We start from the raw sequence: 12,130 nt of genomic DNA, 5'->3' as shown, positions 1-12,130 counted from the left end.
AAGCTGGTGAGCGACAAGTGCTCGTTATAGCCTCGATCCAGACGAAAGCATAAGGTAGATCGCGAGGAAGCAGCGGATAACTATAACAATAATGCGCTTTCTCGGCGGCCATATAACAAGAACAATGAGGCCGGGGATACGTCAGTTTGCGCACCATTGACCTGCTAATAGGTCATGGTGCTCTTTTAATTGTCTAAGTGCTTATGGACGTTATCTTTGATATGCACTTAGGATGAACGCTTCCCGAGACTATCGAGAAGGAAGCGCTATGTGTACGCAGATCGTTCCAGCCTGTTCTGAACATGCCTCTGATGTCAGCATCATGATTCACGACATGCTGGAACTGTTTCTGGCAGGAAGCCCCGAACAGGTGCAGGTTTCCTTTTTTGAACGTTATCTTTCCACCGACGCGATTCTCACCTATCTGTTGGATAATCATCACGATTATTACGTTATGCAAGCCGAGCACGGTGAAATCATCGGGGTGATCGGCCTTCATGACGCGCGTCACGTTCGCCACCTGTTCGTTGCCCGGGATCACCATGGCAAGGGGTATGCCCGCCAGCTCTGGGCCCATGTGCTTCCTCTAATGAAGGCCAGAGCATCGCTGGAAAAGCCGTTTACCGTCAATGCCAGCGTCTACGCTATTCCCGCTTACCGGGCCTTTGGCTTCGTTGGCCGTGACGAAGCCCTTTGCTGTGAACACGGTATACGCTATCTACCCATGAGCCGCCCTGCAACGCTATAAAAACGCCACTTATCAATGATCTACCTTTGCTGACCGATGGCAGGGTTCTCTCGCTAGAAGCATGGCGATATTGGGTCGTGCTTCTGATGTTCTGTGCTATTAATACCCTGATTTAATAGTTAAATTTATTCTTGCATGGTCTCTAGTCTGTTCCATTTCACTCGTCATTCAGGGACTGGCGCCAGCATGACGCTTGGTCGCGTCATGCGCAGAGCGTACGAAAATTGATGCCATTAGTTCTTTTTCTATAATATAAAAATAAAGTGTTATTCTATTTATGACAGTGCTAGTAGGCGCGTTAATAATTAATAAAATGGCTTTTTATGATAGATAAAAGTGGCATTATATATAGCGTTATACGCTAGTTAGTTTGTTCTTAAAGTCGTCTGGAGTGTGCGTAGAATGCGGGGTTAAGGGGCGTTGTGCTTGCTTTTGGAATAATGACGGGGAAAAGCCATCTTATCGAATAACACCTTCTTGCTCGAGCATCATTAAATGCTTTCTCGACAACCGCCGGGGGTAGTTATTATTTTATAAAATTGGCACTATAGCCGTGCAGTATATTGCTGCAATGTATTGATAATAATAACAATAGGGGAAACATCATGTCTGTTGAATCCGTCCGCAATCTGCTGAACTACACCACCGTCTATGCTGGCTTCGATGTCAAGGGCCTCGATACTTCTCGTCGTGACGCTTGGGTGAGCCTGGTTCATTCCGGTGAACTGACGTACCGCATCACTGAACGAACGCCTGAACTCGACCGTATCGAAGACCTCTGCTCGCAGGTAACAATGTCCTTCTACAGCCTGACGCTGTGGGCTTTCCATGCGGGCAGCCGTGCGTTGGCGCTGATCCAGGAGATGCTGGACGAAAACATGGACCGTACTGACGAAATCAAGGCGCTGATCGAAGCGACGCCGCTGGATGACGACGATGATGGTTACGGCTATGGTTCGGCTGACAGCTATGGCGTTCAAGCCGTAGAAGAAGGCTATGGTGACGCGTCGGTTGCCAAATAAGGCAGCGACGAGCCGTACATGACAGCAAATGGCTAAATGACAAAAGGCTCACCCCCTTCTGGGGGTGAGCCTTTCTTGTTGCAGGATAGCGGTAGCGTTACTGACGGGGCAGAGCGTCAAGCTGCTGCGCGATATTATCTGCCAGCTGCTGGACGTTGCTGTCCAGTGCGTCGACAAGGGCGGCATAGCCGTCCTGTGCGAGCGGTTCTTCATACGAGAACGCGTGCTGGCGGATGATGTGCCGTTCGGCATCCAGAATACGGTACAGGCCACTTACGACGGCCTTGCCGTCATAGCGTCCCTGAAACTGGTTGATCTGAACGGTGACGTAGTAGCTAGGCACGTCGGCAGAATCGCCCGTCATCAGGCTGACGGTACGGGTGCGGTTCGACAGGGCCTGATACAGCGAACGGTCAAGTTGGCTCGATAGGGTGTCAGCCCAGAGGTTGTTGCGGGCTTCGTTGACCTCGATAGGTGAGGTCTGGAAGACGATCCCGTTGACCTGTAACTGCCCCGCCAGCTGGACGGGCATGATCAAGGCCCCTTGCTTGAGGGCAGCAGAGGCCGCTTGCGGTGCGACCAGCGGGTGCTGGGGCAGCGTGTACTGGTGAGTGGCAACGGGCGAGCTACCACAGCCCGCCAGTAGCATGCTCAGCAGCAGCGCAGGCCATGACCTGCGTGCCGCCCGCGATAAAAACGTCAGTCGTGGAAACATGGCCGATTGCCTCATGGGTGCGCCTTCGGTTGAGGATCTTTGGCATTGCCGCCGTCGAAGATCAGAGCATTGGGCTTGTCGCTGATCTTACGAACCGCGGGCTGGGCATTGCGCAGCAGCTGGTTCAGCTGCGTAATCGTGCCCTGTAGCTCGCGATAGGTCGGCGATTGCTGCGAGAACCCATCCATTGTGTTGCGCAGTGAACGGATCGACTGCTGGATGTCTGCTGGCAGCTGCTGGAACGTGGGCGATGCCATGACGTCGTTGAGCCCTTTGACCGTACGGGTCAGCTGTTCCGTCATATCGCTGGTGTTCTTCAGCGTCGTGTTGAGATTACCCACGACAGATCCCAGCTGCAGCGAGTTCAGGTTATCCAGCAGCGTCGAGACCTTGCCCGTAATCTGGCTGAAGCCGCCCGGCTGGCTCGGGAATACCGGCTTGCCATCGTACAGCTGCGGCTGGTAGGGCGAGGGCTTGTCGACCACGCTCAGATCGACGAACAGCGCCCCAGTCAGCATGTTGCCTGTTACCAGTGAGGCCCGCAGGCCGTGTTTGATCATGGCGTCGAGACGCTGACGCGTATTGCGCAGATCCTCGTCGGTGACCACCGGCTGGAGGCGCTGAGGCTCAATGCGGATCAGCACCGGAATGCGGAAGCCCTGCTGGTTATTGTCGCTGAGGCTTTTGATGTGCCACGGCAGTGCAGTCACTGTCCCGATGCGCAGGCCACGGTACTCGACCGGCGCGCCTTCGATCAGTCCGCGGACCGAGTCGTCGACCATCACCACGTACTCAATGTACTGGTTGTAGCTGCCCTGTTTGGCGTCGTCTTCATCATTGTAGAGACGGAAGCGGGTGTTCTCAGCAACGGTGGGGCCGGGATCGACGCCGTCCGTCACTTCGAAGGTGACGCCGCCGCTGACCAGCGTTTCCAGTGACCCGATGCCCGCCTTGAACCCTTCCGACGTTAGCGTGAAGTTAACTCCCGACGTCAGCCAGAAATGGGTGTTCTGAGTGATCAGGTCACGATATTCGTGGAAGATGTAGATATCGTAGTGGATTTTGCGTTCTTTGGGGTCGAACGTTGATGATTCCACGCGGCCGACCGTATACCCCTTGAAGATGACGGGGTCACCGACGCTGAGCGAACTGGTGCTATCGCTGTCCAGCCCGATACGCAGGCCGTTGGCGTCGGCCAGTGCGATGGGGGGCTGATCGAGCACGTCGAACGTCTTGATCGGCTCGTCTTCGGTCATATCGGGCAGGAGCTCGATATAGGTACCGGACAGCACGGTACTAAGACCGCTGATGCCTTCAGGGCCGATGCGAGGCTTCACGACCCAGAAGCGGGCGTTCTGACCGAGCAAGTGTTCGTATTCCGGGTTGAGGCGCGCCTTGATGAACACGCTGTGCGCGTCGTCGGACAGTTCAACGCGATTAACTTCGCCCACCTTGACGCTGCGTGCGCGGATCTCCGTGCCGGCCTGAATGCCCTCGGCACTCTGGATCGACAGGGTGATGATCGGCCCGGTCTGGGTGATGGCGTGGATGACCATCCATAACCCGATCAGCAGTGCCAGCAGCGGCACGAACCAGATCGGCGAAATGGCATCGCTGAGACGTTTAGCCCTGCTCTTGGGTGCTGTCGAAGGCTGCATCGGCAATATCGTCCTGTCCTGATGAAGTGTGCGAGGTCGTCATGACCTCTTGCAGGGAGGTGTTCTGGCGGAGAAAAGCGTCTTCGGCGGCGTCCCACATGAGGCGAGGATCGAAGCGTTCCGCGGCGACCATGGTGATGACGACAACGCTAGCGAAGGCCACGATACCGTGTTCGGGAATGATCGCCATCAGTGCTCCCAGCTGCACCATTGAGCCTAGCACTGTCACGACGAAAACGTCGATCATCGACCAGCGGCCGATAAAGTGCGTGACATGATAGAGGCGCATGCGGTTGCGATAGCGAAACGGCAATGGTTGACGCGTCTTCAGGCACAGCCACAACAGTGCCATCAGCTTGGCCACGGGCACCATCACGCTGGCGAAGAAGATCACCAAGGCGACGGGATAGTCACTGTAGCCGATCAGCAGCAGCACCCCGCCAATGATGGTCTGGTGGGCATGATCTCCCAGCTGGTTGATGGTCATGACCGGCCACAGCATGGAAGGAATATAGAGCATGGCCGCTACCAGCAGCAGCGCCAGCGTGTGCTGGATGGAGTTGCGCGTACGGGCATGGAGCACTTCGTTGCAGCGTGTGCAGCGGCCGTGGCCGTGTTCATCGACCTGTCCGGGCTGCTGGCAGACATGACAACAGGTCATGCCCTGCTGCAGGCCACGCTTGGATGTGTCCATCTCAGGGGCGCGGCATGGACCTCCGAGCGCCTCCCATATCTCGTTCCAGCTGGTGTGGGCGACCGTCAGCAACGTTAGCAGGCTGAACCCGCAGAAGGTCCAGAATGATATCCCGACGCTGATCGATGCCATCGACATGATCTTGATCAGGCTAACCAGTACCCCGACCACGAAGATATCCGGCATGACCCACGTCAGGGAATAGTGCATCAGACGTGCCACATAGCGAGCGCGGCCTGACTGCCGACGCAGAGCCAGAATCAGATAGAGGTAGAGGGTGCCAATGAGGTACAGCGCAGGCAGTAGCAGCACGAAGATCACGAACAGTAGCGTCAGAACGGGATAGTTCAGCACCATGGGAGTCGTGGCCGCCTGAGGCAGCGTGATCGAGTGCGATATGCCTGAGGAAGAGAAAGAGATGTAGTCGTAGCTGAGCGAGAACGCCAGCAGGATCAGCGCCGTGATCGCCAGTGCCGCCGGTGTACCAATCGGCACATGGCGGCGCTTAAACAGCACGTGACCGCAATAGCGGCAGTGTGCACGTTCACCGCGTGCCAGTTCCGGCAGCGTACTGACGGTATCGCACATCGGGCAGACGCGCTGCCGGGTCACGGGGTGGCGCTTATCAGGCTGTATGCGTAGTGACGTCATCCTGACTCCATAAAACAGACAAGCAGCCCCAGTGAATGAGGCGGCTTGTCTGAGCGTACGATAATGGTCGGAATGGACGTCCTAGCGACGCTATACGTCCAGATTGGCCACCAGCGCATTGTTTTCGATGAATTCGCGGCGAGGCTCGACTTCATCACCCATCAGAGTGTTGAACATCAAGTCCGCTCCAACGGCATCTTCGATGGATACGCGCAGCATACGGCGCACTTCTGGGTCCATCGTGGTTTCCCACAGCTGCTCGGGGTTCATTTCACCCAGCCCTTTATAGCGCTGGATGCTGAAACCACGCTGAGCTTCGCCCATCAGCCACTGCAGTACCTGATCGAAGTTTTCGACCGGTTTACGGCGTTCACCGCGTGCAACAAACGCGCCTTCTTCCAGCAGACCTTCCAGCTCGCGGCCCAGCGCCATCATGGCGGTGTAGTCGGCGGAAGCGAAGAATCCTGCTCCCAGCGTATGGTCATGCTTCACGCCATGAGCATTCACCGTCACAGACGGGAAGAACATGCTGCGTTCAGCGTCATGATAGGTGCCCACTTCGTACTGAGCCACGCCTTCATGGACAGACAATGCGTCGAGACGTTCCTTCAGCGGTGACAGCCATGCTTCTACGGCGGCTTGATCGCGCAGCTGCTCGGTCGTCAGCGCCGGAACGTAGACCATCTCGCGCAGGATATCGAGCGGGTAGACGCGGGCCAGCCGGTCGAGGCGGTGCATGACGTCACGATAGCGATGGATCAGCGCTTCAAGGCGATCGCCGCTGATGCCCGGAGCCGTTTCGTTGACAAACAGTGCTGCGCCGTCCAGTGCCGTGGTGGTCAGGTACTGTTCGAGGGCCGCTTCATCCTTCAGGTACATCTCCTGCTTGCCGCGCTTGATCTTGTACAGCGGCGGCTGTGCGATGAAGATGTGGCCGCGTTCGATCAGCTCCGGCATCTGGCGGAAGAAGAACGTCAGCAGCAGTGTACGGATGTGTGAGCCGTCGACGTCGGCATCGGTCATGATGATGATCGAGTGGTAGCGCAGTTTGTCCGGATTGAACTCTTCGCGGCCGATACCACAGCCCAGCGCCGTAATCAGGGTGCCGACCTCGGCAGAGGACAGCATCTTGTCGAAGCGGGCTTTCTCAACGTTGAGGATCTTACCTTTCAGCGGCAGGATCGCCTGCGTGCGGCGGTCGCGGCCCTGCTTGGCGCTACCGCCTGCAGAGTCACCCTCCACCAGATACAGTTCGGATTTCGCCGGATCTTTTTCCTGACAGTCCGCCAGCTTGCCGGGCAGCCCTGCGATGTCGAGCGCGCCCTTGCGGCGTGTCATCTCACGCGCCTTGCGAGCGGCATCGCGTGCACGCGCAGCATCAATCATCTTGTTGACGATCGTTTTCGCTTCGGTGGGGTGTTCCAGCAGGTACTCGGAGAACTGACGGTTCATTTCCTGCTCGACCGCCGTCTTCACTTCGGAAGACACCAGTTTGTCCTTGGTCTGGGACGAGAATTTCGGATCGGGCACCTTGACCGAGATGATCGCGGTCAGGCCTTCACGGGCATCGTCACCGGTGGTGCTGACCTTGGACTTTTTCTGCAGCTCTTCGGATTCGATGTAGCTGTTCAGCGTACGTGTCAGGGCTGCACGGAAACCGGCTAGGTGCGTACCACCATCGCGCTGCGGAATGTTGTTGGTGTAGCAGTGCAGGTTTTCGTTGAAGCTATCGTTCCACTGCATCGCCACTTCGACGCCGATGCCGTCTTCACGCTCAATGTTGAAGTGAAAAACCGGGCACAGCGGTGTGCGGTTCTGGTTGAGGTGCTCGACGAACGCGCGCAGGCCGCCTTCGTAGTGGAACAGCTCTTCGCGGTTGTCGCGTTCGTCGATCAGGCGAATCGCGACGCCCGAGTTGAGGAACGACAGCTCGCGCAGGCGCTTGGCCAGAATGTCATAGACGAACTTGATGTTAGCGAACGTTTCCGCAGAGGGGCGGAAATGCACCTGTGTACCGGTGCGTTCGGTTTCACCGATGACGGCCAGCGGGCTTTGCGGTACACCGTGAACGTAGGTCTGTTCGTGAACCTTACCGCTGCGCCAGATGGTCAGCGTCAGCTCGGCTGACAGCGCGTTGACGACGGAAACACCGACACCGTGCAGACCACCGGAGACTTTATAGGAGTTGTCATCGAACTTACCGCCTGCGTGCAGGACAGTCATGATGACCTCGGCCGCCGAGACCCCTTCTTCCTTGTGGATGCCTGTCGGAATGCCGCGACCGTTATCGGAGACGGTGATGGATTCATCGGCATGGATGACGACGCGGATTTCGGAGCAGTAGCCAGCCAGCGCTTCGTCGATCGAGTTGTCTACGATCTCGAAGACCATATGGTGAAGACCGCTACCGTCATCGGTATCACCGATGTACATGCCCGGGCGTTTTCTGACGGCGTCTAGCCCTTTGAGTACCTTGATACTCGATGAATCGTAAGCGTTGTCACTCATTGCACGCTCCCTTGGAGGTTCATGGAAGACCCGCATGGCGCACCATGCGAGCCCTCTTGCAGGGTAGACGATGCGCGCGGGCACACCGTCCGTGTGTTCATGTTTCGAGCTGTCCGTCTTTCAGCCTGAAGTGGCTGACGGACGTATCGCTGCGCCAGTCGTAACCCAATGTGCTTTCGTCGATCACTGTCATGAAAGCTTGGCTCTGCTGTGCCTCCAGTTGGGCACAAAAACGCTGGCGATGTTCCAGATCCAGCTCTGCGGCCAGATCGTCGATCAGATAGATGCAGTGGCGATCTGTGTGCTGCTCAAGCAGCTGACCTTGAGCCAGCTTAAGGGCACTGACCACCATCTTTTGCTGCCCGCGAGACAGCACTTCCTGTGCCGCACGGCGATGGATGCGCAGTTTCAGATCAGCGCGCTGCGGACCCGCTTGGGTAAAGCCCATCTGGCGGTCGGTCTCGAAATGCTCGTCGAGCACGTCGTGCAGTGACCGTTGTCGATCCCAGCCGCGCTGATAGCTCAGGCTCAGCGTTGGCAGCGAGGTAAGGTCGCCCAAAATGCGATCGAACAGTGGCGACAGGGCCTCGACATAGGCCTGGCGCATGGCATCCAAACGTTCGGCAGCCTGCGCCAGCTCATGGTTCCACGTACGCAGCATCAATGGATCAATTCTATCATGTCTCGGCCTTAGCAGCGCGTTCCGCTGCTTCAGGGCGGTGCGCACCTGCTGCCAGCAGGCCATGAAGGCGGGCTGGGTATGGAATACCCCCCAATCGAGGTATTCGCGACGTGCCTTCGGAGCGCCTTCCAGCAGACGGAACGTATCGGCGTTGATCAGCTGCATTGGCAGCCAGTGCGCCAGTTCCGACAGCCGTGTCAGCGAGCTGCCCGCCAGCCGTATTTCCGGGCTTTCCGCATCGCGCTGGCGGGCCAGTCCGATGGGAACGGGCGGGTCGCCGGCGAGCTGCCCGAACAGCACCAGCTTCTCTCGTTCGAAGTGAATAGCGTTTTTCAGCTGGCGCGTGCGGAACGAGCGGGCTAGCCCCAGTACATGGAGCCCTTCCAGTACGCTTGTTTTGCCTGCGCCATTGTGGCCGGAAATTAAATTGATGGCGGGACTGGGGCGCACTGACAGGTCGGCGAGATTGCGCAGTCCCATCAGGTCGAGGCGCTCAAGCGGCATGGCGATTCACCAAAAAGGGAAAGGTACGGAAAGGCCGTCGATGCGGTGCCTCTGAACGGCAAAGCGCTGAGGCACAGACGCAAGGATGCCCATCTCGCGGGGGCGACATGGGCATCCTCGTCATCACTGCGTACCGTATGAAGGGCGCATGATAAAAACGCGAGCGCTGCGATTACAGGCGCATCGGCATTACGACGTACTGAGCCGCGACGGCCATCTTGACGTCGTCATCCAGCGCACGTTCCAGCAGTGCACTGCTGTTCGGATCGGACAGCGTGATGTGTACGCGGTCGGAGTCCAGCACATTCAGCACATCGACCAGATAGCCGACGTTGAAGCCGATCTCAAGGCTGTTGCCTTGGTAATCGACGTTGATGTTCTCTTCCGCTTCTTCCTGTTCAGGGTTGTTGGCCTGAACGCGCAGGTTGCCGCTTTCGATGAACAGGCGAACACCACGGTACTTTTCGTTGGAGAGGATCGCGGTACGGGACAGTACCTGACGCAGCTCGCCACGTTCGGCCAGTACGTGCTTGTCGCCGCCACGCGGGATGACGCGTTCGTAGTCAGGGAACTTGCCGTCGATCAGCTTGGAGGTGAACACAAACCCGCCTGTGCGTGCGCGCAGGTGGTTCGGGCCGATGACCAGCGTGATCGGCTCATCGCTGTCGTCGAGCAGGCGTGCCAGTTCGAGTACACCCTTGCGTGGCAGGATCAGACGCTGCGGAGCGGCCAGATCATACTGCCCGGTAGCGGCAGCGGTTGCCAGACGGTGACCGTCGGTTGCAACGACGCGGACTTCATCCGGTTTCAGCTCGAACAGCATACCGTTCAGGTAGTAGCGGACGTCCTGCTGTGCCATGGCGAACGATGTGGCATCAATCAGGCGCTTCAGCGTACCGCGCGGCAGCGTCAGTTCGCTGTCCTGCTTGCCTTCCTCAATGTTCGGGAATTCGGCAGCACTCAGCGTCGACAGCGTGAAGCGAGAGCGACCAGCGCGCAGCACGGCACGACCTTCTTCCAGCGCGATGTTGATCATCGTGCTGTCGGGAAGCGACTTGCAGATATCCATCAGCTTGCGGGCAGGAACCGTAGTGGCGCCTGCGGCGTCCAGCGTATCCATGTCGGCATGACCGATCAGTTCGACCTCAAGGTCGGTACCGGTCAGGCTCAACCCGTTGTCACTGGCGTCCAGCAGCACGTTTGAGAGAACCGGCAGCGTCTGGCGGCGTTCCACGACGCCTGCCACGAGAGAAAGGGGGCGCAGCAGGGCTTCGCGTGTGATGGAGAATTTCATGGCATTCCGCTCTTCGTATCTGGGCTGAAACTTCTGTCGGAAGACACACCTGCGGTGTGATTCCATAACGATATCATGGCATGACTGTAGCGCGTTTGACGACCTGCGCCTATTGCCATTGTGACCTATGCCATCGGCCTTGCGGGAACGGTCACGTTCCCACTGCCGAAGGTCTGTCCCGTGCGCCTTAGCTGGTCAGCAGGCGCATCAGGTTCTTGTAGTCCTCGCGGATATCCGCGTTTTCCTCGCGCAGCTCGGCGACCTTGCGGCAGGCGTGCAGCACGGTGGTGTGATCGCGTCCGCCGAAGGCATCACCGATCTCGGGCAGACTATGGTTGGTCAGCTCCTTGGCGAGCGCCATCGCAACCTGGCGCGGGCGTGCTACCGAGCGCGAACGGCGTTTGGAGTGCAGATCGGCCACCTTGATCTTGTAGTACTCCGCCACCGTACGTTGAATATTGTCGACGCCGACCTGCTTGTCCTGAAGCGCCAGCAGATCCTTCAGCGATTCGCGAATGAATTCCTGCGTGATGGGACGGCCCATGAAGTGAGAGTCGGCAATGACTTTCTTCAGGGCACCTTCCAGCTCGCGCACGTTGGAGCGAATCTTCTGGGCGATGAAGAACGCGGCGCTATGAGGCAGATCGACTTCTGCCTGTTCCGCTTTCTTCATCAGAATGGCAACGCGCGTTTCCAGTTCGGGCGGCTCAATGGCGACGGTCAGCCCCCAACCAAAGCGCGACTTCAGACGCTCTTCGACGCCCGCGATCTCTTTGGGATAGCGGTCCGAGGTCAGAATCATCTGCTGGCCACCTTCAAGCAACGCATTGAAGGTGTGGAAGAACTCTTCCTGCGAACGTTCCTTGCCAGCGAAGAACTGGATATCGTCGATCAGCAGAGCATCCACGCTGCGGTAGAAACGTTTGAAATCGTTGATGGCGTTGAGTTGCAGCGCCTTCACCATATCCGCCACGAAACGCTCGGAATGCAGATAGACCACGCGAGCATTCTCGCGCAGCCCCGCCAACTGATTGCCGACAGCATGCATCAGGTGGGTCTTACCCAGACCGACGCCGCCGTACAGGAACAGTGGGTTGTAGGCACCGCCAGGGTTCTCGGCGACCTGACGGGAAGCGGCGCGGGCCAGCTGGTTCGACTTACCTTCGACGAAGGTGTCGAAGGTGAAGTTGGGGTTCAGACCGCTCTGGTGCTTGAGCCCCCCCTCGACCTGCACGTGGCGCGCAGCGTTGCCACGCACGACAGCCGGTGCCTCGTCGATGTCCGCAGCAGCGGTGTCTTCGCTGTTCTGACCGAACTCAACCCGCGGCGCAGCAGGGCGCGCGCTCGGTGTGGCGGCCCCGCGCGGGCGCTCCTTGGGAGCCGCTGCCGGTGCGGCAGCCGCTCGGCGGCTACCGATACCCAGCGAGACTTTTGGCGGCTTGCCAGAGGTCTGTTCGCGCAGCAGTTCATTGATGCGCTTGAGGTACTTGTCACTGACCCAATCCCGTACGAAACGGTTGGGGGCCAAGAGGACAAGCGTATTGCTGTCCGTATCGCTTTCCACCTGCAACGGGCGGATCCAGGTGTTGAACTGCTGAGAGCTCAATTCATCCTGAAGGTATGCGAGACATTTTTGCCAAAGACCTGTCGACAC

9 protein-coding genes are annotated in these 12,130 nt (G+C 58.0%); 2 read left to right on the top strand and 7 right to left on the bottom strand.

The features are described 5' to 3' along the window. Positions 1-268: 268 nt before the first annotated feature. Both ACMHYW_RS00045 and ACMHYW_RS00040 read left to right on the top strand, forming a co-directional pair. Positions 269-748, top strand: a complete 480-nt coding sequence (locus ACMHYW_RS00045; protein ID WP_414500358.1) for a GNAT family N-acetyltransferase — start codon at positions 269-271, stop codon at positions 746-748. Between the two features lie 605 nt (positions 749-1,353). Beyond that, positions 1,354-1,770: a hypothetical protein gene (locus tag ACMHYW_RS00040; protein ID WP_414500357.1), complete on the top strand. Its 417-nt coding sequence runs from the start codon at positions 1,354-1,356 to the stop codon at positions 1,768-1,770. A 97-nt stretch (positions 1,771-1,867) separates the two neighbouring features. Here the strand turns inward: ACMHYW_RS00040 and ACMHYW_RS00035 are convergent, their stop codons facing one another. From ACMHYW_RS00035 to dnaA, 7 genes are all read right to left on the bottom strand, one after another. Further along, on the bottom strand, positions 1,868-2,485 hold the full coding sequence (locus ACMHYW_RS00035) for a membrane integrity-associated transporter subunit PqiC (protein WP_414500356.1): 618 nt from the start codon (positions 2,483-2,485) through the stop codon (positions 1,868-1,870). Positions 2,486-2,496: 11 nt separating this feature from the next. Continuing rightward, on the bottom strand, positions 2,497-4,143 hold the full coding sequence (gene pqiB, locus ACMHYW_RS00030; protein WP_414500355.1) for an intermembrane transport protein PqiB: 1,647 nt from the start codon (positions 4,141-4,143) through the stop codon (positions 2,497-2,499). After that, entirely contained in the window at positions 4,109-5,488 is a 1,380-nt protein-coding gene (locus ACMHYW_RS00025; protein WP_414500354.1) for a PqiA/YebS family transporter subunit, read from the bottom strand. The genes pqiB and ACMHYW_RS00025 overlap by 35 nt, the downstream gene beginning before the upstream one ends. A 90-nt stretch (positions 5,489-5,578) precedes the next feature. After that, positions 5,579-7,996 (bottom strand): DNA topoisomerase (ATP-hydrolyzing) subunit B, encoded by a 2,418-nt coding sequence (gyrB, locus tag ACMHYW_RS00020; RefSeq protein WP_414500353.1) that lies wholly within the window; start codon positions 7,994-7,996, stop codon positions 5,579-5,581. Positions 7,997-8,093: 97 nt separating this feature from the next. Beyond that, positions 8,094-9,182, bottom strand: coding sequence for a DNA replication/repair protein RecF (recF, locus tag ACMHYW_RS00015; protein WP_414500352.1), 1,089 nt, complete (start codon positions 9,180-9,182; stop codon positions 8,094-8,096). A gap of 172 nt (positions 9,183-9,354) precedes the next feature. Further along, positions 9,355-10,476: a DNA polymerase III subunit beta gene (gene dnaN, locus ACMHYW_RS00010; protein WP_414500351.1), complete on the bottom strand. Its 1,122-nt coding sequence runs from the start codon at positions 10,474-10,476 to the stop codon at positions 9,355-9,357. A 187-nt stretch (positions 10,477-10,663) separates the two neighbouring features. After that, the gene (dnaA, locus tag ACMHYW_RS00005; protein WP_414500350.1) at positions 10,664-12,082 is read right to left on the bottom strand and encodes a chromosomal replication initiator protein DnaA; all 1,419 of its coding nucleotides are present in this window, start codon (positions 12,080-12,082) and stop codon (positions 10,664-10,666) included. Positions 12,083-12,130: the final 48 nt, after the last annotated feature.

It is taken from the genome of Zymobacter sp. IVIA_12111.31 C1, from assembly GCF_047495495.1.
Lineage (GTDB): Bacteria > Pseudomonadota > Gammaproteobacteria > Pseudomonadales > Halomonadaceae > Zymobacter.
Note: the sequence above shows the minus strand (reverse complement) of the source record. Positions and strands in the feature narration are given on the sequence as shown.

What these genes read in the sequence shown, in the direction of transcription:
- ACMHYW_RS00045 (WP_414500358.1), top strand. Translation starts at nt 269, where the DNA reads ATGTGTACGCAGATCGTTCCAGCCTGTTCTGAACATGCCTCTGATGTC.
- ACMHYW_RS00040 (WP_414500357.1), top strand. Translation starts at nt 1,354, where the DNA reads ATGTCTGTTGAATCCGTCCGCAATCTGCTGAACTACACCACCGTCTAT.
- ACMHYW_RS00035 (WP_414500356.1), bottom strand. Translation starts at nt 2,485, where the DNA reads ATGTTTCCACGACTGACGTTTTTATCGCGGGCGGCACGCAGGTCATGG.
- pqiB (WP_414500355.1), bottom strand. Translation starts at nt 4,143, where the DNA reads ATGCAGCCTTCGACAGCACCCAAGAGCAGGGCTAAACGTCTCAGCGAT.
- ACMHYW_RS00025 (WP_414500354.1), bottom strand. Translation starts at nt 5,488, where the DNA reads ATGACGTCACTACGCATACAGCCTGATAAGCGCCACCCCGTGACCCGG.
- gyrB (WP_414500353.1), bottom strand. Translation starts at nt 7,996, where the DNA reads ATGAGTGACAACGCTTACGATTCATCGAGTATCAAGGTACTCAAAGGG.
- recF (WP_414500352.1), bottom strand. Translation starts at nt 9,182, where the DNA reads ATGCCGCTTGAGCGCCTCGACCTGATGGGACTGCGCAATCTCGCCGAC.
- dnaN (WP_414500351.1), bottom strand. Translation starts at nt 10,476, where the DNA reads ATGAAATTCTCCATCACACGCGAAGCCCTGCTGCGCCCCCTTTCTCTC.